20 protein-coding genes are annotated in these 18426 nt (G+C 41.1%); 16 read left to right on the top strand and 4 right to left on the bottom strand.

Annotation, left to right across the window (positions count from 1 at the left end):
* Positions 1–124: 124 nt before the first annotated feature.
* From ABD894_RS19310 to ABD894_RS19325, 4 genes are all read right to left on the bottom strand, one after another.
* Positions 125–361, bottom strand: coding sequence for a hypothetical protein (locus ABD894_RS19310; RefSeq protein ID WP_345212713.1), 237 nt, complete (start codon positions 359–361; stop codon positions 125–127).
* A gap of 73 nt (positions 362–434) precedes the next feature.
* Entirely contained in the window at positions 435–1919 is a 1485-nt protein-coding gene (locus ABD894_RS19315) for an IS630 family transposase (RefSeq protein ID WP_345212714.1), read from the bottom strand.
* 118 nt (positions 1920–2037) lie between these two features.
* Complete coding sequence (locus ABD894_RS19320) at positions 2038–2469, bottom strand: hypothetical protein (RefSeq protein WP_345212715.1); 432 nt, start codon at positions 2467–2469, stop codon at positions 2038–2040.
* 1190 nt (positions 2470–3659) lie between these two features.
* A complete protein-coding gene (locus ABD894_RS19325) occupies positions 3660–4283 on the bottom strand; it encodes a rhomboid family intramembrane serine protease (protein ID WP_345212716.1) in 624 nt (207 codons plus the stop codon).
* 112 nt (positions 4284–4395) lie between these two features.
* Here ABD894_RS19325 and ABD894_RS19330 point away from each other — a divergent pair, with 112 nt between their 5' ends.
* The 16 genes from ABD894_RS19330 to ABD894_RS19405 all read left to right on the top strand — a co-directional run bounded on the left by ABD894_RS19330 (position 4396) and on the right by ABD894_RS19405 (position 18422).
* On the top strand, positions 4396–5037 hold the full coding sequence (locus ABD894_RS19330; RefSeq protein ID WP_345212717.1) for a hypothetical protein: 642 nt from the start codon (positions 4396–4398) through the stop codon (positions 5035–5037).
* A 72-nt stretch (positions 5038–5109) separates the two neighbouring features.
* A complete protein-coding gene (locus ABD894_RS19335; protein WP_345212718.1) occupies positions 5110–6489 on the top strand; it encodes a cysteine peptidase family C39 domain-containing protein in 1380 nt (459 codons plus the stop codon).
* Positions 6490–6624: 135 nt separating this feature from the next.
* Entirely contained in the window at positions 6625–7476 is an 852-nt protein-coding gene (locus ABD894_RS19340) for an RteC domain-containing protein (RefSeq protein ID WP_345212719.1), read from the top strand.
* Positions 7477–8479: 1003 nt separating this feature from the next.
* On the top strand, positions 8480–9415 hold the full coding sequence (locus ABD894_RS19345; RefSeq protein ID WP_345212720.1) for a toprim domain-containing protein: 936 nt from the start codon (positions 8480–8482) through the stop codon (positions 9413–9415).
* Between the two features lie 228 nt (positions 9416–9643).
* Positions 9644–9919, top strand: a complete 276-nt coding sequence (locus tag ABD894_RS19350) for a hypothetical protein (RefSeq protein WP_345212721.1) — start codon at positions 9644–9646, stop codon at positions 9917–9919.
* The gene (locus ABD894_RS19355) at positions 9919–10212 is read left to right on the top strand and encodes a DUF4134 family protein (protein WP_345212722.1); all 294 of its coding nucleotides are present in this window, start codon (positions 9919–9921) and stop codon (positions 10210–10212) included. The genes ABD894_RS19350 and ABD894_RS19355 overlap by 1 nt, the downstream gene beginning before the upstream one ends.
* Before the next feature lie 220 nt (positions 10213–10432).
* The gene (locus ABD894_RS19360) at positions 10433–10738 is read left to right on the top strand and encodes a DUF4134 domain-containing protein (RefSeq protein ID WP_345212723.1); all 306 of its coding nucleotides are present in this window, start codon (positions 10433–10435) and stop codon (positions 10736–10738) included.
* Position 10739: 1 nt separating this feature from the next.
* A complete protein-coding gene (locus tag ABD894_RS19365) occupies positions 10740–11027 on the top strand; it encodes a plasmid transfer protein (protein WP_345212724.1) in 288 nt (95 codons plus the stop codon).
* Positions 11005–13440, top strand: a complete 2436-nt coding sequence (locus ABD894_RS19370) for a TraG family conjugative transposon ATPase (protein ID WP_345212725.1) — start codon at positions 11005–11007, stop codon at positions 13438–13440. Before ABD894_RS19365 ends, ABD894_RS19370 begins: the two co-directional genes overlap by 23 nt.
* On the top strand, positions 13437–14099 hold the full coding sequence (locus ABD894_RS19375) for a hypothetical protein (RefSeq protein WP_345212726.1): 663 nt from the start codon (positions 13437–13439) through the stop codon (positions 14097–14099). The genes ABD894_RS19370 and ABD894_RS19375 overlap by 4 nt, the downstream gene beginning before the upstream one ends.
* On the top strand, positions 14096–14761 hold the full coding sequence (locus ABD894_RS19380) for a hypothetical protein (protein WP_345212727.1): 666 nt from the start codon (positions 14096–14098) through the stop codon (positions 14759–14761). Before ABD894_RS19375 ends, ABD894_RS19380 begins: the two co-directional genes overlap by 4 nt.
* A gap of 2 nt (positions 14762–14763) precedes the next feature.
* Positions 14764–15435: a hypothetical protein gene (locus tag ABD894_RS19385; protein ID WP_345212728.1), complete on the top strand. Its 672-nt coding sequence runs from the start codon at positions 14764–14766 to the stop codon at positions 15433–15435.
* A complete protein-coding gene (locus ABD894_RS19390) occupies positions 15432–16211 on the top strand; it encodes a hypothetical protein (protein WP_345212729.1) in 780 nt (259 codons plus the stop codon). The genes ABD894_RS19385 and ABD894_RS19390 overlap by 4 nt, the downstream gene beginning before the upstream one ends.
* Entirely contained in the window at positions 16208–17359 is a 1152-nt protein-coding gene (locus tag ABD894_RS19395; RefSeq protein WP_345212730.1) for a TraJ family protein, read from the top strand. The genes ABD894_RS19390 and ABD894_RS19395 overlap by 4 nt, the downstream gene beginning before the upstream one ends.
* Positions 17360–17416: 57 nt before the next feature.
* Positions 17417–18031 (top strand): conjugative transposon protein TraK, encoded by a 615-nt coding sequence (traK, locus tag ABD894_RS19400; protein ID WP_345212731.1) that lies wholly within the window; start codon positions 17417–17419, stop codon positions 18029–18031.
* Positions 18009–18422, top strand: coding sequence for a hypothetical protein (locus tag ABD894_RS19405; RefSeq protein ID WP_345212732.1), 414 nt, complete (start codon positions 18009–18011; stop codon positions 18420–18422). The genes traK and ABD894_RS19405 overlap by 23 nt, the downstream gene beginning before the upstream one ends.
* Positions 18423–18426: the final 4 nt, after the last annotated feature.

Genomic DNA, 18426 nt, shown 5'->3' on the forward strand with positions numbered 1-18426 from the left:
TTGTGGCCGGTTGGCTGTTTACCCTTATGCCATAAAGTTTGCTTATAGTATTGTGATGCGCTTTTGCGAAACTATTTAAAAGCTAAATTCCAATTCAAGTTGTTATGTATCGATAAAAATGCGTTTACCGTTTAACCGGGTAACGATATAATAATGTTTTTATGGGCTTAGGTAAAAACATCGCCTGGAAATATCTTGCCACATCACCCGCATAAATCGCTCCGTTTACATCCAGTTCATCAGCAGTTAGTTTAAAGTAAAGAACGTCAGTGCTGCTAATCAGGTGACGCTGCAATAACTCTTTTATCATGCGATCTTCTAATTTTCCGATGTTTATCTTAAAATCATCCACTTTCCCCATAAGCTGTACACCTGTTTGAGTTTCAGGTTGTGGTGGCAGATTGTCATAATAAGATACTTTAGGTAAGGCTTGTTTATTTGACTTTACGCCTTAAAGTATTTTGAAAATCTTTGCAGTTACTAGCCTCATTAAAAATAGGCTTTACGGTTTCCTTTCCCCAAATAGTTTTTCCAGCTCTTTTTGGGTGCTTCCTGAAGTGCGCATTTCTTTCGTCAAAGTAGGAGGTAATAGCCGCCTGGCACTCTTCGACAGATTGATAATCGCTGTTGTGCATAACAGCCCTGGCCAAACCGCTGAAAACGGATTCGATCACGTTCAGGAACTGGGCAGTAGAGGGCAGGGGAGCAAGTTCCAACTGCGGCCCACGTGTTTTATTCAGCAGCTGGACATGCGCTTTTAGTTTTGCCGAGCTGTGCCATGAGGCTGCATCCCAAGATAAGTAGAGCTTTTGGGCTGATGCGTATCGGGTTACTAATAAATCAATGAGTTTGATCATTTCGTCGGTATCTTTCTTCCTTGAATAAAAATGCGTGACCTGGTTGGTGGATAGTTCCAGTGCCGCAGTACAGATTGACCAACCTTTGCTTTTTTGAAACTGTTTGACGGTCTTGGGATGATCCATTTTTGTATAGGACCAGCCTGGTTTCATTTTAATAGAAAAGGGACCGTACTCGTCAATGGAGAAAAATTTCTCGTCCGGCTTTAATTTAGATAAGACGGATTTAATGTGATCCAGTTTTTCTTGGAAATTCGGATCAGGGCTGGTCAGAATGACTTTAGCTTTTCGGAAACCAACTCCTTCCTGGCGAAAATACAAGGAAATGGTAGAGGTGGCCACATTTACGCCATAAAGATCGTAATAGACTGCTGATAAATCTGCCAAAGTCCAGGAAGCGCGGTTAATACCATGCAGGCGCGGAGATTGGTGAATCAACTTCATTAAGTTTTGTTTTTTTTCTTCTCTGGATTTAACCCAATGGTCGTTTGCACCGTTATATTTTCGCTTAAGGTTAACGAGCCCCCCTTCCTGGTATCTGGCTATGTATGCCAGCACTGTTTGATTGGAAAATTGCACTTTCTCAGCAATTTTTTTAAGGTGCATACCACTAAAAGAATCTGTGATGATTGTGGCATGACGCCACAATCGTAAGTTATTTCCTGCAAGCCAGTGATCAAATACTATTTTATCTTCATCGGTAATGACCATCACTTTTTTATGTGCGAACAGGCAGATATTACTTGCTTTGTGCCAAACACCAAAACGCTTCCTGAAAGTTTCATACCCATAGCCATCAGGGCACGCTTCACGGTATAAATCAAACACTTTGGGAACGGAAGCTTTACCAACGGATAGACCAGCGATCAATCCCGGCAGTACCGAACGCATCTCTGTCAGGTGTTTGGATGGGGGATAAACCTTCTTGGGCTTTTTGGGGAAGATATGAATGTTTGAGGGAGTTGGGCCTAATGCAATGAACTCCAGGATATACTTATCAATTATCGGCGGACTGACAGCAATTTTTCGGGAGAGCGCAATGCGGCTAAGCGCTTTCGTCAAATAATTGCTCCGGATAGATCTTACCTTATATTTGGATATAGCGCTTGTCGACATTGGATAATGTTTAAAACGAAAATACACTTTATCTTTTCGATTATTACCAATTAATCGCCGTTATTTACGGGCGGCGGCTGACCAGAAATCTTTCACGGTGAGTACGATACCCCGGGAATTGTAGTTTTTCTTCAACTTTAGCTACAAGTGCCTGTTTTTCTGTTTCGAGAACTTTTTTATACCGTGCCAATCGGTTGATCTCATCTACCAGTTGATCAGTTAACTTATCACTTAATTGTTCATTTTTGTTGGCTTCCTCTAACGAGGACTTGAAAGTCAATAAGGATCCTTCCCTCTCCTCCAAAATTAGTTTCAAACTTTCATACCTCTTCTTATGCATTTCAGTGATCTCTATGTCATTGTTCTTTCGTTCAAGATCCAGTTGCTGCTTCAAAGTATCCAGCTGCGCTTCTTTGGCCTGCCTATATTCATTTAATGACTTGACCCTAAATATACGGTCAATAATAAACGCAACTAATAACAGTATATTGATCAATGCTGAAATATAAATTGGCTCGATTCTACTTTATTTATGAAATACGAATTTACCCATTTAAATCTTAAGAAGCTAAAAATATTAGTAATTTAAGGGGTGTCCTTTAACGGTTATATTATAAAAAAGTTGTTGGCAGCTTTATGCTAGGTTAGAATTTGCTCTGGCAAGTTAATGATTAGGTCACTGGGCTATGTATCCATTATAATACTTTATTGACTAGTAAAAAAAGAACAAACTTTTGCTTCATATTTTTACTTCGATGCCATAACTGTCTTAAAAATTACGCTTACAAATGGTTATGTCTTTCTATATTCAGCCACAGGTGGCTGTATTTGTATAATGTAGTTGAATATTGCCACACTGCGGATTATATGATATTTTCTAGTTAGATACGCAAGCGCCTTGTACTTTTAAGCAGAGTAATTTAGTTCCACGGGCCTTTAAAAACATTCCAAATCGTAAACACGATAAGAATCAACAGAATATAGATCATCAATAGCTATGAAAATCTGTTTACGATGATTTTAGCGGATTGGTTTCCCTATAACGTTTCGTTGTGTTCACAAAATGAACAAAGCAACGGGCGGATTAAATCGTTATAAAAAAATGTTCCCAGTTATAATTATCATCCTTGAAATAGCTTTTATTACGCTAGCTGTATATTATCGTAGAAAGTCAGCTATGCTTTTAAATTCGGGTCGCCTTCCTGATATTATCGAATCGAGAATAAAATCGAGATTATTTTTCTTTTTGACAATCATGTCAACACTCGGCATACTGTTCTTTTTCATAATTAACGAATAAAGCGACGTAGGGAAAATTCTTTCTCGGTAGAATAAGCTATTGCATTTAAAACACATGAAATGCTTAATGAAATAAAAAATGAATAGTTTAACAAAATATGATCCTGGATTCGGTGAAGATTTTTTTATACTTTGCCCATTGTGGTTAAATGCGATGTTTGTGATTAAAAGTAGTGACCCTGACTCCATCATTCTTCTCTTCCAATTATTTGATAATTAAATGTATCATGGTTATCGGACAGGCATTGCATCCGGATCATTATATGATTATTAATTTAAGTAATACTACCTGGGACCGGGCAATCTTGAATGCATATAAAAGCTTCAAAAACTTATTTGAGTGTATGGTATGGAATGGATCTGCGACAGTCGATCCGGCATAAATTCTTACAAGGCTTCCAGTAAAATATCAGGAAATAGGCAAAGTGCAGCAATTGTTCCTCCCAGTGCTCCGGCAATGTGCAGTTCAAAATTTATTTTTTCCTTTCTTTTACTTCTCCAAAGCGTGAATAAAATATAGAGTAGCCCGCTGTAGATATTCGGTATTCCGCCAACGTATGGAATATATAACAAGGGCGTTAACGGATTAAGTAACATACACGCGAACATACAGCCCATGATACTTCCTGAGTTACCAACACTGGTATATTGTTGTTTATTCCTATGGCGTATAGCGATATACAAATTACCGGATAACATGCTGACAATATATATAATCAGGAACTGAAGCTGTCCTCGATCACCCATTTTCATTAATTGGTCTTCCAGGCCAATGCAAAAAGCCCACATCATGAATAAATTAAAAAACAGGTGCCGCTGGTCATTATGTACCAGATCACCTGTGAAAATACGGTAATATTCCTGCCGTTTCCAAATGCTTGGTGGATGAATACAAAGGTTAAACAGGAGGCGTGGAAATTTAAACGCAGCCATGCTGCAAAGCATTACGATTAAAAATAATAAAAAACTGAATCTGAAATCTGCAATAAAATAATCAACGGCAACAAACATAGTATTAATAATAAATTTCTTTTTAAGCAACTGCTAAACCTTGTAATTTACAAGGTAAGCTTGTAGGATATGGCGCGATATACTGTGAATTTTGGAGTAAAACGAATGATTTATGAAAAACGCCATTACCCGGAGCATTGTTATCTTAATGTTAAGTTACATATTTTTTTCGTTATGCTTAATAAAAATTGCTGGCAATTTAATTTTGACACCCGCCTTTTTTCATCAGGATGGAAAGGAATTCGGTGACGACCCGGGAACAGTTGTGGAATTATATCTTAAGATAAATAGGTGGCTATACGTTTTTACAGCATTATATCTGATCCTGAAATTTCTGGTGATAAGCATTGTGCTTAAAACCGGATTTTACCTTTTTCGCTGTTCTGCATCCTTTAAAACCGTTTTCCGTGCGACTGTTCTCGCTGAGTTTATTTTTTTAATTCCCGCAATGATTAAAATTTATTGGTATCCGAAAGCTTTTCCTGATGGCGGAATGAATGAATGGGCACATTTTTATCCGCTCTCCGCAATGTCATTGCTGAACTATCGAGGTACAATCTGGGTATATCCGCTTCAATCGCTAAATTTTTTCGAAGTTCTATATTGGTTTTTATTAGCTTATATATTGTCCCATAACACCAGTGTCAGTTTTGATAAAACAATCAAGGTGGTACTTAGCAGTTATTTACCAGCGCTAATCATTTGGGGAGTTGTAATTGTTTTTTATACGATTATTGTGCTTCCTTCCGGTTAAACTTATTCTCCGTTACCAATTAACCATACCTAAGTTATATGAGATCATTCTGTTGATACTTATATAATAAAAATGCAAATAATTCAACAACACATTCGGCACACTTTTGTCATGCAGGATGGACCTTTTGATTGCGGAATCGCCTGCCTTAAATCAATTGTTAACTATACAGGGGCCTTAATGCCAGATTGTCTTGAAAACAAGTACACTACGATTACCGGATATGGCATTAGTTTATATGATCTTAAAGATCTGGCAATAAGTTGCGGTTTACCTGCAGTGTGTGTAGAGATGGATTTATCTTATTTACTTACAGTGGAAACACCTTGTATTTTACACATCACTGAGGTGCCGGATCTGGATCATTATATCATTTATTATGGTAGTAAGTTTGTTAAACATAAACGATTGATTCTGATCGGAGATCCGGCGGAAGGATTAAAATATCTCACTGAATCAGAGCTGGATCGCTTATGGAAAAGCAAGGCCGCTCTTCATTTTTCGGCATTAACACCTTCCATTAGAAAAGATAGTGCTAATAAAAACTCAATTCTGATCGTGTTTGAGCAGCCTGCGATTTTGATCATACCCCTTTTGGGTTTGGGAATTGGTGCTTTCGGGATCATGGCTTCCTTGTTTATTCAACAGACCTTTGACTCCTCAGTTTTAGGAAGGAATATTGCCATGCCTCGTAGTGGTTTGCTGATCCTATTAACGGTCATGTTAATCAGGACTTCATTGATATTTTTTCGACAGAAATTGCTGATCTCCTTTACTTGGGAAATTGGAAAAATATTATTTAAGAAGACGGTTCAAACCATCTGGTCACATCCTTATATCAATCATGTTGAGGAGTTCTTCATTCGCGTACAAAAAATACAAAATGCCTTCAATGAATTTATTGTCCGTATACTAACGGACGGCCTCATTCTCTTATTGATTCTCCTGGCGCAGTTTTATTGGATGCCTCTGATAGGGGTAATGAATATTATTTTTTTGACCATCATGTGTTACTTAGCTTACCGTGATCTGGACAACATGAATAATCAAGTGAAGCGTGTGGAGCAGCATTTGAAATTGGCCACCGGCAAAACTAATTACCTGTTAAGGCTGCCAGATATGAGAACGTCAGGAGTTAGAGGCACTCGCTATAAGTTTAGAATTTGGCGCTACATCCTGAACTATCAACAAACAATTAAGCAGGTAACTAATCAATTGAACCGCCGGACACTCCTTTTTCAGCTTCATAGTAATTTGCTCGTGTTTATTGTATTGGTCTATACAGTCCGGTTAATGTCGAAAAGTGAAGAGCAGCACTGGATATATCTAAGTATGAATTTTCTGACCATTATGGTGACAATGCTCATCTCCAAAATCCTACAGGCAATGCAGTTAGTGCTTACAGGTTTGGAGGAATTAAAAAGAATTCTCTCACCTACTGAAAAGTTTTGATACCGGTTAGTTAGCTCACTGTGCCGACGTGGCCATTATGGAAATAGTGCCCCAGATGGATGTCAAGCAAAAGTCGGCGAGTTACCAGTTATCCGGGTTCCTTAAATGATAAACAATAACCATTATACAATAACGATGATCAATCAATTTGCGGCGCAATCTTTTCCGGAAATGAAAGAAGAGATTGCATTCTTCATGGAGATGGGTACCCTCTCTGTCAAAAAAGTATCTGGGGGGCTTGCTGTCGTAGACCGATATCTGCAAAAGTTAAAAGATTTTCTTGCGGAACACCCCTTTACGGATGAACAACAGGAAATTCGGTTCTTTAAATATGAAAAACCTCGTTTTCTGGCAGAACGGCTGTTTATTCTTGAACGTTATACAGTAGATAGTGCAATACCGCTCCATGATGATGAATTAACAAAAAAATATTTTGAGCAGGAGCTCGCCTTCGTCAGGCGCTTCTTTCACCAAAATAGATTCTTGTACCAATATCATCAAGTGGACGCTTCAGAGTTAGACCACCTGTATTTCATCAGGGGGGTAGATGTTACCGGTCTCTTGATTAATGATGCCAAATATGTTGATCCGCAGTTCTCAACCGCCTGTGACCATCTTTTTGCACAGTTTATTGCACATGAACTCTTGCAAGGGTATCTTTTGAACTGCCTTAAAATAACACCAAATAATAATTCCACTTTCAGTATGAGCAAAAAGGGAAGAATATTGAAATGGACGGGTGATAAAACAAACCTGATCGAGTTGGCCTACGGTATCTATAATACGTTGCAAATAAACGACGGAGCTGTCGATATCTCGGATATTATTGACTGGCTGGAACAAAGTCTACAGGTCAGTCTGAGCCGTTATTACCGGCGGTTCTCCGAAATTAAGGCAAGGAAGTCCGTTAGTAAAACAAAGTTCCTGGATGAGATGCGAGCAGCTGTTATGAAGCATATTGATGATAGTGAAGCTTATAAACCCTAAATCGCTACCCAATTTTAGATTTTGAACTGAATATAAAAAAATCTTAGGTGCTCCTGTTGGTGCTTGTGATAAATACTTCTCTTATCAAACCAACTTTGCTTTGTCCTCCTGCTGCTGATGACAGCAGGAGGACAAAGCAAAGTTCTTTATGACGCTCTACGAGTTCAATACCTCATTACTATTCGTTACTGAAGCCACGGATGACGTCGAAGCTTTCGGCAACAGCAAAGTGTATGGTGGAGTTTTACAAAATAAGGAATATTCGTTTGACGCTGATGTTCAAAACGCAAATGGCACGAGCGTAAGATTCAGTTTGAACGGGTTAGATCTTAGGGTGTAGCAAACAGGGATATAGAGCCATTAGATCGAATTTAAAATTTGTACGGAGATTAACTGATGAGGCTTCAATAGCCGAAACGTAGCAGTGGCTGCGTCTTAATCACAGATTAACGATAGTAGTGTCGCTACGTAGTTAGACAAGTGTAACTATAAACTTGTGAGGCTGGGGAACAAGCCGATCTAACCCCCGTGTCTGCAAATAGCAGTAATCGAATAACCCTAAACTTTAGCAATATCGTCGGGCAAAATAAACGGTGTAATGCAGCCTATTTTATAGTCAGTTACAAGCCTGTAAATGCAGAGTACACCATTTAAAAAGGATATTTATCCTGTTCTGAACTTAGACAGCCTGATTTTGCAAATGTTCTAAATAGCATTTCAATTTATAGTCAATACAAAACATTGGTGGTATATATACATTTTCGTTTGTCTGGTTGGAACATTATCATTGCGTTTTTTCATCCTTGCGACCTATTGGTTAAATATCAGTTTATGCCTACGTCTTAATCCCATTTGGTGAAGCGGTCAGACATGAGGATGTTGTTCAAGGTAAGCTTCAAATTCAAAGCGAAGGCAGCTTCTTGTAGTTATCGCCGCTGGTTGAAAACTTAAATCACATAGTTGCTCATCGACGATTACATGATTTATCATAACATACACAGCTATGACCTCATTTTTAAATGCCAAAGAGCTGAGAGAACAAGCTTCACTGGCTGAACTATTGAGCCGACTTGGTTTTGAACCGGTAAGGCGTTCCGGAAAAGAATTAATGTATCTCAGTATGCTGCGTGACTCTGATTCGGCGCCATCCTTCGCTGTAAACGATCAATTAGGATTTTGGTTCGATCACGGCACCGGAAAAGGCGGCACCATCATTGATTTTGGCATTGCTTTTTGGCCTAAACTTACCTTCAGCGAGGTGATCGAAAAGCTTCAGACAGCAAGTAATGCAACCGGCACGCCGAGAATGTCCGTTACGAGAATGTCCATTCAGGGAAAGCTGGATCGGGAACGTCACTATACAGTGGACGGAACCAAAGACATCGGTACGCATCCAGCGATAACGTCTTATCTCAAAAACAGGGGTGTCTTTGACATCGCCCGTAATTACCTGCGTGAGGTTTATTATACGGTTAAAGATGAACGCGGCGTCGGACGGTCTTTTTTTGCTGCCGGATTGAAAAACGATGATGAGGGATGGGAGGTGCGTAGTCTGTATTTTAAAGGCTGTTTGGGCAAGAAGGGAATCACCACTATACCGGTTGACCCAAAACGGGTCGTCGTTTTTGAGGGGTTTATTAACGCGCTGAGTTGGTTGCATCATAACAGAAAGGCAGGCGATAGTCTGATTATTTTAAATAGTCTTTCTTTACTGGATCGTGCTATTGAAAAGGCTAAACAATTCTCAACGATCAACATCTATTTTGATCGGGATAAGGCAGGTTTTCAGGCCTCAAAGGATTTTATAAAAATATTACCATACGCCTCAGACAGATCTTCGGCTTTTGAGAATTACAATGATTATAACGATAAACTTGTTGCCGAAATGCGTAGCCTGGTAGTGAATGAGACCTCTCAAAAGATCAAAAGAGGAAGGTGAACTTTTTGTTTCTCAAAATGCGATGAATAGTTAGTGAGAGTTTGGTCTGATTAAGCCACTTTAATGGTAACATAAGGGAAGAACAAATTACGGATGTCCACGATGACCAATTTTACTGATCATGACTTGTTTGGTTTTGGTGAAAATGTAAAATGATGAATCCCGCCAAACACATTTGAACAATGCTTATAGAGATCAGGATAATATTTAATCAACAAAACACAGCATATGACCTGGATTGTTTTTGCGCTTTGGATGAGCGGTATTTACCTAATGTATTATGCCGTGCTGATTATTTGGGACTTGCGGCGCCACAAAAACAAAAATGCCTTGTCAGGCACGGCAGAACTTACTTTCGAAGAATTCCTGCCCCCAAGATTGGAAATTCCCAATCCCGGTATGCCGGTAAACGCGATGTTTTCATCGGGAGGGGTAGGTTTGCAAGAAATAGCTCGACTGTGTGAGGAAGAGGCCATAGAATATACTAAAGCCGTAAGTTTTTAATGATGAGAAAGTTTTTTATTTTTTGCTGCTGCCTGTTGGTTGCAAAGGCACGTGGCCAACCTGGAATTGATGAAATGAGGCAGGTTAGGGCGCAATTAGTTGCTAACTTTTTCTCTGCATTTGATTGCTCATTGGTATTGTCCGCTCTTTTGGGATTGACCGGGGCTTTGAAAATTTTCCATAACTGGCAAACAGGTAAAGAGCATGTTGATGCATCTGTCGCGGCTTGGTTTTATGCCGCTTTTTTTATGGTACTAGCCGGTACTTTCCTAAGCGCGTTGTTCGGAATCTGAACGTGCTTTGCTTTCTTAACAGTTCCCACCCGGGTACTGCTAAAAGATTCCCTTCTTCATTTCCTTCATTTTTTTGCCCTGTAACACCTGTTGCTGGTTTTCACCTTAGGGTATGCTTTATAAGGCGTTGTTCGTGATCTGATCGCCTGTTGATGTTAGCTATGGTCGCCTCCCAGGTGATCAATAAAAGATCTCCGCCTCATTCTACATTCCCAAGTCAATGGTTTTCAAAGCCAAAAAAGTATGGGCGGCGGTTATTCTGCTGGCCCTGCACGCGCAGGCGTTTGCTCAGAACGGTGTAAATGGTCTTAATACTGCAACAACTACCTTAAAAACATATGTGGCTCCGGTCACGAATATTACGCTGGTCATCGGCGGCATAGTAGGTATAGTTGGCGCAATCCGGGTCTACTCCAAATGGAACAGCGGTGATCAGGATATTAATAAAGAATTGATGGGCTGGGGAGGAAGCTGCGTATTTCTCGTAGTGTCCGCATTAGTCATCAAAGCTTTTTTTGGACTGTAACATGACCCGGAAATTTGCAGTATATAAAGGACTTCAAAAACCGCTTAATTTCAAAGGGTTCAAGGGGAAGTTTATCTATTGGGGCATCGGATTTCTATTGACAGGTTTGGTTCTCGGTGCACTGACCATGTCCTTAATTAATATGTGGTTTGGTGCGCTGGTACTGATTTCCTGTATTGCCGGTGGCTTACTTTACACTGCCTCAAGGCAGAAAGAAGGCTTACATAATAAAACGCGGAATACCAAAATCCTAATTCTGAACCGATATGGCCGTGAAATCAAGTTTTAACCTGCCTTACGCCGGGGTTGATAAAACAGGTGAACATCACCTGCTCTTAGGTCTTTGCGGTGAATACTCTATAGTGATTCAAATGGTAAATCCTGTAATTCGTTATTCCGCCAACCCGGCTGAGTATGGTGAATTTCATAGTCTTTTATTAAATATCATAAAGCTTTTGGGGGAGGGTTTCCTGCTGCAAAAAACAGATATTATCAGCCATTTCGAATGGGAGAGCTTACCTGTAGCGGGTTATCTCCAACAGCAATATAATGAGCATTTTAAGGGGCGCCAAAGTTTGAAAATAGATACCTATCTCATTATAACCTGGCAGCCAAAAAAAGGGATATTTTATACCTATGATCCCAGGAATCTTAGTGACTTCCAACAAAAGGTAAATAAAGTAATTGATTTATTGCCTGAATCCAGGGTGCTGAAAGAAGACCGGATCAACCATTTGATCGTTCAGTTGCTGGGAATGGATTTCCGGCAAACTCACTTAAGCCTTAATAATCTCTTACCGTCGTCAACAGGGATCGGTATTGGAAATCGTGAAATCCGCAGTATAACACTCGTTAATATTGATAGTATTGATTTACCGGCAGAGATGAGCACACACATCGAGCTGAGAGAGTCGGAAGCGACGATGGGTTTTCCGGTCGACATTATGTCATTTCTCTTTAGCGTGCCTGATTGCGATGCAATTGTTGTCAACCAGGTGATCGAGATACCTGATCAAAACCTAACGTTGCGTAAACTCGAACAGAAGAAAAAAAGACACTCCGGTATTCCCGATCCTGCAAATCAGCTTTGCGTGGAGGACATCGAACTGTTGTTAAATAATGTCGCGCGCGAAAATCAATTGCTGGTTAACTGCCACTTCAATATTGTTTTAGCGGCACCAGAAGGAGCCCTGCATAAAGCGGCTAATTTTGTGGAAAGCGCCTTGTTTCAACAGGGCATTATCCCCAGTCGTAATGCGTATAACCAACTCGAATTATTCCGAAGCGTTTTGCCTGGCAACGGAGTTGAACTTAAAGCATATGACTGGTTTCTCACCACCGCCGAAGCTGCGGCTTGTTTCTTTTTTAAAGAAGCATTGCCTAAAGATGAGCCTTCGGATTTCCTGATCCGGTTTACCGATCGGCAGGGAATCCCTATTGCCATAGATCCTGCCGATCTCCCGATGCGTAATGGCCGGATCAATAACCGAAATAAATTTGTCTTGGGACCCAGTGGCTCCGGGAAGAGTTTTTTTATGAATACGCTGATCGAGCAATACCTCCAGTATGATATGGATGTGGTTATAATTGATGTTGGACATTCTTATTCTGGCCTAAGTAGTTTCTACAATGGAAAATACATTACTTATACAGATGAGAATCCCATTACTATGAATCCTTTTGCCATCAATGAAGAAGAATACAATATCGAAAAGAAGGATTTTCTGGTAACGCTGATCGGTTTGCTTTGGAAGGGGACGGAGGCACAATTGAGCGCCATTGAACAGGATGTGATTTCGGAAGCGCTTGATTGGTATTACGCGGAAGTTTTTAATCATTCCTCTGATGCTCCTGATAAATGCTGTTTTGATACCTTCTATGCTTTTGCGATAGCGCATATTCCATTAATCAAGGAAAAAGCGCAAATACCTTTTGATCTTCATGAGTTCCGCTACGTCCTGAAAAAGTTCAGTTATGGCGGTCAATATCAGTCTATCCTCAATGAGGCGGCTGATGCCTCTTTGTTTAACGAACGTTTTATCGTCTATGAGATTGACAATGTACAGAACAATAGGGTGCTCTTCCCAATCGTAACATTGATCATTATGGACGTATTTATTCAAAAGATGCGGCACCGGAAGAATCGCCGGAAAGCCATTGTGCTCGAAGAAGCATGGAAGGCGCTGACCTCACCTGTTATGGCTGGATTTCTGCTCTATCTTAATAAAACAGTCAGGAAATTTTATGGTGAGATCATTGAAGTGACGCAGGAGCTTTCGGATATTATTGGTAATCCAATGGTGAAAGATAGTATTATCAGTAACTCGGATACCGTCATCTTATTAGATCAAACCAAGTTCAGGGATAATTATAATGAAATCGCCTCCCTGTTATCCATCAGCGATACGGAACGCCGCAAAATCTTTACTATCAATCAACTCGACAATTCGGATGGTCGTGGACGCTTTAAAGAAGTATATATACGTCGCGGTTCTGTAGGTGAAGTGTACGGGGTGGAAGTAAGCCTCCATCAATATCTGTGCTACACGACTGAAAAACCCGAGAAAACAGCGGTGGAGAAATATGCGCTTAAATATGGCAGCTATCCGGCTGGATTGGACGCATTTGTTGGGGATTTGAAGCACAGCCAGTTGTCACTCACGAGATTTATTGAACAGGTTAACCAAAATGTGATACTATGAAATTTTTGTTATTATTATTTGGACTGCTTAGCACTTCCTATGTGAATGCTCAGCAACTGGTGTTTGATCCTGTAGTGTCAACAGCTATTGCAGTCAACGCCAATGCAATTAATAATCAGCTTAATACAACGAATAATAAGCTGACACTGATCCAAAAAGGTCAACTAGCAGTTAGTGGTCAGCTGGCGATAGTTAACAATCTGCAAAACAGACTCCTTAGCGGGCTTAGCCAGGTGGCGGCTGTCATCAACAACCTTTCATCAGTCAAAGAAATAGGTGCCTGTGGCCTCGATATTGTTAAAGATATTGAAATTGCTGTACGGCTTGCCCGCACCAATCCGGCATTGCTGCTCTTCGCTGAACAATTTGCACGGGATTTCCAGCAGAGAGCTACCAGGCTGACCGCTGAAGTGGGTGCTTATGTTTTGAAAGGAGGTAATGAGAATCTGATGGATGCCGGTGAACGTGGTAAGTTGCTGAACCATATCGTACAGGAATTGCGCATACTACGCGGAATAGCGTATGGATTGCACAGGGCGATGTATTGGGCCGGCATCAACGGGATCTTAAAGGAACTTAATCCCTGGGCGGAATGGCAAAACGCCGACGTGCGTATTGCCAATGAGATACTTAATAAAGCTCAATACCTGAAACCATGAAAACGGTGTTACTACTGTGCTGTCTATCCGCGCTTGTTTCTATGGCGGTTGCACAAAAAAAGGTCTTAGATATTGTATCACTCCATCAATTGGTTAATGAGTCAATCTCGGAACATAAATTACAGGAAAAAGCCCGTGACCGGCAACGCCTCGTGGTGACTAATGAGCAGGCAAACCTAACAATGCTTACCCGCTTAAAAATCACTTATCGTACAATCCAGAATCGTTGTCACTTACTGGGAACTGCGCTTGACGCAACGCGACTGGGATCCGAAGCTTATCCTTTGTTGTTGCGGATTAGCCGTGATCAGCAGGAAATATTGCAGCTGGCGGCGCAAAACCCTACCCTAACAGGTCTCGGTTTTCGATCTTCTATTCAATTTGTTGACAAAGCGGAAAGCCTGATCAGATATATCACTGGTTTGTTGCTCAGTGCGGGTGCCATTAATCAAATGCTTGCATCAGATAGAAAAGTGCTGTTCGACTATGTTTTAGCGGAACTCCACATGTTACAGGGGACATCTTCAAATCTGTTGCATATGATGCAGTCTGCACGCCTAAGCAATATCTGGCAACAAGTAAATCCCTTTCAGGATTACATAGATGCTGATAAAAGTATTGCCAGTGATATTATTCGACATGCTAAATACCTTAAACCTTAGTTATGAAATTCGGAATAATCATTATCAATTCGATATGTTTTTTAACAGGGCTTATGTCCCATGCTCAACAGGCTGTTTTTGACGGCCGACATTATCAGTCAGTAACCGCGAACGGTGTGGCACGAAGTACTGCCGAAGCTACACATGAATACTTCCTCTCCAACATAGTTACTAATATCGATAATCTGAACAAGAACGTCGGGGCGGTCGTACTTGCACAAACCATGATTTACCAGGCCTTGTCCAATGTAAATTCTTTATTGAAAAATGGATTGGAGGTCAGGTACATGGCGGAACTGGTTGGTAGTTTGATAGCTTATACCAATAAGGCGTTAATTCTTGTAAAAAATGATCCGCAACTGCTGATATTTGCGCGGGATATTTCGGGCGTCATGCGCGCTCGCGCAATGATTTTAGTGCGCGATGTCTCGGAATTTGTACTTCGCGGTGGCCAAAATATCCTTGCCGACTATAGTGCACGGGATCAACTGCTCCGGGCTGTTACCCAGGAGTTACAAATACTCAACGGCCTGGCCTATGGTGCATGGAAAGCAATGTTTTGGGCGAAGGAGTGTGGTACAATAGCTTCACTCAACCCCTTTGCTGGTTATGTCAATCACGATAGGCTTATCGTCAATCAAATTATTCACCATGCTAAATACCTTAAACCATGAAGAAAACATCTTTTATAGGGATGCTTTGCTGTTTAACATCGGCCGGCGTTCTTGCTCAAAAGGCCGTCAATGATGAAGCGCTCCGTTATCAGCAGGAACGTATGGTATTCCAGCAATGGGATAAAAATAAATTTAAACCATCTAGTGGCTTCTTAGGATTAAATCCCTATTACTGGGCTACCTGGGGCTTGTTCTTTCCAAGTTATCACAAAAAGGACAGGCGGCCGCTCAGTAATGCAGGTCCTCAATCTCAGCGCCTGGCACTAGTCGCCTTAGCAAATGAAATGGACAATCATTATAAATTGGAGTCTGATACGCTGGGTAATAGCGCGAAGGAACAGGTCGCAGCCTACTCTGGAGTTGTTTCAGGATTAGATCCCTTATGGGTATTATATTACAGTTATGAGTTTGAGCCATTACTGGATTATTCCACGGAATCCATTTTCGCTGACCTGGCTCCCCCGGTTCGCGAAAAGCTAATCAGTAGCGGGCTTTACGGTTGGTATATAGCTGAACTGGATCGTATCAAACAACGCGTTCAAATCGCTCGCTCTACAGATATGGCAAGGGGGGGCCGGATCATGGCTTATTACCGCCTGCTTAAGGAATATCGAAGCATAGCAGGTATTTGGAAAATCAGGTCAACATCAATACAAACTGCAATAGCTATGGAGGAACATCAAAAAAACTTGAAAAATGATAAAATATCAATTCCGGCTTGGACGCCAACGTCAGATATAGAGATTGCCAAAAGTGTTTTAAAGCGTGTCAAATGAAAAAACTTTATGTAATGCTATTGTTAGCAATAGTAACGAAAGCTAACGCGCAACCCAATGGTCATACGAACAATGGCAAGACCCTTGAATACCTTCAGGGGGATGGAATATATGAAGCAGGTGTCATGGTGTTTTTAAAGGGTCTGAAAGATTCTGTTTGGTCTCATTTTGATCTCTTTGTAACCGATGCCAAAGCGCTGGCCGCGATTTTTATGATTATCTTTTTCGCTATCAAATCCTATGAGATGATGGTGGGTGATAAGCGTTTGGAAATCATGCCTCTGCTGCGTCCTTTCGGTTTGGCAATGATCATTTTGTGGTGGGGCACTTTTGTAAAAATGGTCGCTTTTCCAACGGATCTGATCGCCAATCAAACCGAGCAAATGTTTAAAAGTGAGCAAAATGTTCTTAATGACCTGCGTGTTAAACGTGCCAGTCTGATGCTGGCGGTAGCTAATTCGCTGTACACCTATCAGGCACAGGCAGAAGTCGCTGCAAAGGAAAGTGATACCTGGTATGGGCAGGCTTGGGATGCTGTGTCCAGTACTGTAAAGGAAGGTGTCGGTGCAGTCGTCTCTCCACTGCTTGAGATTAAAAACAGGCTGACCGTAGGCATGCAATTGTTGTTTACGCAATTATTGGAATTACTGGGCATCTGGATACTCCGTCTAGCGGTCTATATTATTTTTTTATTACAGATCATCTATTCGACCATCTTGATTATTTTAGGGCCATTCGCTGTGGCAGCCAGTATTTTACCGGCATTCCGGGATAGCTTCAGTACATGGATAGCCAGATTTATTTCCGTTAATCTCTACTCCGGAATTGCTTACCTGATCATGTATATCGTCGGGCTGATGCAGGAATATGCGTTAAGTTCAGAAATTGGCAAATATCATGAATTGGTTGGCAATGATGGTGCTCATGCCAACCTGGAGAAAATGGCCTGGTTTGCAGGAAATGGAATACTTTCATTCGGCACCGTAATCATCGTTTTCCTTATCGGGGCGATCTGCATGTTTACGGTTCCCAGCATTTCAACCTGGATTATTGCTACTTCTGGCATCAGTTCAGCTACATCCACTTTTGGACGCAGCGCCGGGGCGGTAATAGGTGTTGCTAAAAAGGCAGCGGGACGCCTTTTCTGAAATGAGTTTTACTTCGCATTAAACAGGCTGCGTCATCGCAGCTATTAGCTGAAAAATATGATCATCAAAAATATCGAAGCAAAGATAAGGCTTGCCACCTTTGTTTCTGCGGGCAGTTTACTGACCGGTGCGGCCTTCGTTGGCATTAATTCTATTTACGCCTATCACCTGGTCGCGAGCGCGCAAAAGAATATCTATATACTGGATCGAAATGTGCCGGTGCTCGCACGTCAAACGGACATACAACTTAACCGCCCTGCAGAATACCGCGCGCATGCAGATCTTTTTCACTCCCTCTTTTTTTCGCTTACGCCGGATGATCAATATATGGAATACCAGATGAAAAAGGCCATGTATCTCATCGACGAATCGGGCATGCGTCAATACAATGACCTGAAGGAGAAAGGTTTTTTTAACTCGATTCTTTCATCCAGTTCCGTGTTGACCCTGCAAACGGATTCTATAGCCCTCGATATGCCGAGGCATTATTTCCGGTACTATGGTAAACTGAAGATTGATAGAAGGAGCTCCACAGTAATCCGTTCCCTCATAACAGAAGGCTTTCTGAAAGACATTCCACGAAGCAATAATAATCCCCACGGTGTGCTGATTACAAACTGGAAGACTTTGGAAAATAAAGATCTTGAAAATGTGGAAAAAAATACGTTCTAACCGCGATCCAAAATATACATTACTCAGTGAACTGGCAAAAGAATTAAAACCTTGGATAGACCCGGTTAAAAAGTGGTTAGTAAAAAAAATACATAACCACCCCAAACCGCTTTTTTTCGCAATGGCTATTTCACTTGGCCTCTCCTTGCTCTTGTCTTTTACTGTTTTCAGGCAGATCAATAACGAGGCTTCGTTAACCAGGCAAAACGAGCCACGGTATGTAAAGCCGGGCCTTGATAGTGTTGTTACCATTGCTGAACAGTTACAGCAGGTACTTGCTTTGAGGGAAATGGTTGAACGCCTGATTGCGAAAAAGAAGCTTTCTTCAAAAGATAGCCTGCAACTGGATAGTGCATTGAATCGCTTACAGGACAGTCACTCTACTCAATAGACTA

It is taken from the genome of Mucilaginibacter gynuensis (assembly GCF_039541195.1).
GTDB classification, from domain to species: Bacteria; Bacteroidota; Bacteroidia; order Sphingobacteriales; family Sphingobacteriaceae; genus Mucilaginibacter; species Mucilaginibacter gynuensis.

What these genes read in the sequence shown, in the direction of transcription:
- ABD894_RS19340 (WP_345212719.1), top strand. Translation starts at nt 6,625, where the DNA reads ATGATCAATCAATTTGCGGCGCAATCTTTTCCGGAAATGAAAGAAGAG.
- ABD894_RS19330 (WP_345212717.1), top strand. Translation starts at nt 4,396, where the DNA reads ATGAAAAACGCCATTACCCGGAGCATTGTTATCTTAATGTTAAGTTAC.
- ABD894_RS19375 (WP_345212726.1), top strand. Translation starts at nt 13,437, where the DNA reads ATGAAATTTTTGTTATTATTATTTGGACTGCTTAGCACTTCCTATGTG.
- ABD894_RS19365 (WP_345212724.1), top strand. Translation starts at nt 10,740, where the DNA reads ATGACCCGGAAATTTGCAGTATATAAAGGACTTCAAAAACCGCTTAAT.
- ABD894_RS19370 (WP_345212725.1), top strand. Translation starts at nt 11,005, where the DNA reads ATGGCCGTGAAATCAAGTTTTAACCTGCCTTACGCCGGGGTTGATAAA.
- ABD894_RS19380 (WP_345212727.1), top strand. Translation starts at nt 14,096, where the DNA reads ATGAAAACGGTGTTACTACTGTGCTGTCTATCCGCGCTTGTTTCTATG.
- ABD894_RS19355 (WP_345212722.1), top strand. Translation starts at nt 9,919, where the DNA reads ATGATGAGAAAGTTTTTTATTTTTTGCTGCTGCCTGTTGGTTGCAAAG.
- ABD894_RS19395 (WP_345212730.1), top strand. Translation starts at nt 16,208, where the DNA reads ATGAAAAAACTTTATGTAATGCTATTGTTAGCAATAGTAACGAAAGCT.
- ABD894_RS19390 (WP_345212729.1), top strand. Translation starts at nt 15,432, where the DNA reads ATGAAGAAAACATCTTTTATAGGGATGCTTTGCTGTTTAACATCGGCC.
- ABD894_RS19385 (WP_345212728.1), top strand. Translation starts at nt 14,764, where the DNA reads ATGAAATTCGGAATAATCATTATCAATTCGATATGTTTTTTAACAGGG.
- ABD894_RS19350 (WP_345212721.1), top strand. Translation starts at nt 9,644, where the DNA reads ATGACCTGGATTGTTTTTGCGCTTTGGATGAGCGGTATTTACCTAATG.
- ABD894_RS19405 (WP_345212732.1), top strand. Translation starts at nt 18,009, where the DNA reads ATGTGGAAAAAAATACGTTCTAACCGCGATCCAAAATATACATTACTC.
- ABD894_RS19310 (WP_345212713.1), bottom strand. Translation starts at nt 361, where the DNA reads ATGGGGAAAGTGGATGATTTTAAGATAAACATCGGAAAATTAGAAGAT.
- ABD894_RS19360 (WP_345212723.1), top strand. Translation starts at nt 10,433, where the DNA reads ATGGTTTTCAAAGCCAAAAAAGTATGGGCGGCGGTTATTCTGCTGGCC.
- ABD894_RS19335 (WP_345212718.1), top strand. Translation starts at nt 5,110, where the DNA reads ATGCAAATAATTCAACAACACATTCGGCACACTTTTGTCATGCAGGAT.
- traK (WP_345212731.1), top strand. Translation starts at nt 17,417, where the DNA reads ATGATCATCAAAAATATCGAAGCAAAGATAAGGCTTGCCACCTTTGTT.
- ABD894_RS19345 (WP_345212720.1), top strand. Translation starts at nt 8,480, where the DNA reads ATGACCTCATTTTTAAATGCCAAAGAGCTGAGAGAACAAGCTTCACTG.
- ABD894_RS19325 (WP_345212716.1), bottom strand. Translation starts at nt 4,283, where the DNA reads ATGTTTGTTGCCGTTGATTATTTTATTGCAGATTTCAGATTCAGTTTT.